The 1,655-nt window shown below is 65.8% G+C and carries 1 pseudogene; it reads right to left on the minus strand.

The features are described from left to right. A pseudogene (locus I71_RS13265) lies at positions 1 to 1,655 on the minus strand (calcium-binding protein); the annotation flags it as partial.

Below are 1,655 nucleotides of genomic sequence, written 5' to 3' on the forward strand. Positions count from 1 at the left end.
GCCGGCATCATTGCTGAGATGCGCACCATCGGGGATACCGCTGATGGTGATCGTCAGCGCTTCGGACCCGTCGGTGTCGGTCAGCGCCGGGGTGATCGTCAGCGCAATGGCGGTGTCTTCATCGCCCCGCGCGGCTGAAACCGTCAGGGTCGGCGTGTCGGTCACCGGATCGACCGTCACATGCAGCGTCTGCGTCGTCGCCGCCACCGCCGCACTGCCGTCCTTGGCCGTCGCCGTCACAGTCAGATCGAAGTCCACGTCGCTGTTCAACGGCGGCGTGATCTTCAAGCCGGCAAGCTGCGCCGGTGTGAGGGTGACCGAGCCGTTGCTGATCGTCAGGGCAGTGCCCGCATCATTGCTGAAATGGGCACCGTCGGGGATGCCGCTGATGGTGATCGTCAGCGCCTCCGACCCGTCGGTGTCGGTCAGCGCCGGGGTGATCGTCAGCGCAATGGCGGTGTCCTCGTCACCCCGCGCGGCCGAAACCGCCAGGGTCGGTGTGTCCGACACCGGATCGACCGTAACCACCAGTGATTCGCTGACGCTGACCGGAGCGGCGCTGCCGTCCTTGGCCGTCGCGGTGACCGTCAGGGTGAAATCATCGTCGCTGTTCAACGGCGGCGTGATCTTCAGACCGGCAAGCTGGCTTGGCGTCAGCGTGATCGAGCCGTTGCTGATCGTCAGGGCAGTGCCGGCATCATTGCTGAGATGCGCACCATCGGGGATGCCGCTGATGGTGATCGTCAGCGCTTCGGACCCGTCGGTGTCGGTCAGCGCCGGGGTGATCGTCAGCGCAATGGCGGTGTCCTCATCGCCCCGCGCGGCTGAAACCGTCAGGGTCGGCGTGTCGGTCACCGGATCGACCGTCACATGCAGCGTCTGCGTCGTCGCCGCCACCGCCGCACTGCCGTCCTTGGCCGTCGCCATCACAGTCAGATCGAAGTCCACGTCGCTGTTCAACGGCGGCGTGATCTTCAAGCCGGCAAGCTGCGCCGGTGTGAGGGTGACCGAGCCGTTGCTGATCGTCAGGGCAGTGCCGGCATCATTGCTGAGATGCGCACCGTCGGGGATGCCGCTGATGGTGATCGTCAGCGCCTCGGACCCGTCGGTGTCGGTCAGCGCCGGAGTGATCGTCAGCGCAATGGCGGTGTCTTCATCGCCCCGCGCGGCTGAAACCGACAGGGTCGGCGTGTCGGTCACCGGATCGACCGTCACATGCAGCGTCTGCGTCGTCGTCGCAACCGCCGCACTGCCGTCCTTGGCCGTCGCCGTCACAGTCAGATCGAAGTCCACGTCGCTGTTCAACGGCGGCGTGATCTTCAGACCGGCAAGCTGGCTTGGCGTCAGCGTGATCGAGCCGTTGCTGATCGTCAGGGCAGTGCCGGCATCATTGCTGAGATGCGCACCGTCGGGGATGCCGCTGATGGTGATTGTCAGCGCCTCGGACCCGTCGGTGTCGGTCAGCGCCGGAGTGATCGTCAGCGCAATGGCGGTGTCTTCATCGCCACGCGCGGCTGAAACCGACAGGGTCGGCGTGTCGGTCACCGGATCGACCGTCACATGCAGCGTCTGCGTCGTCGTCGCAACCGCCGCACTGCCGTCCTTGGCCGTCGCCGTTACGGTCAAAGTGAAATCATCGTCGCTGTCAACGGCGG

The sequence above is a fragment of the Azospirillum sp. B506 genome, assembly GCF_000333595.1.
Lineage (GTDB): Bacteria > Pseudomonadota > Alphaproteobacteria > Azospirillales > Azospirillaceae > Azospirillum.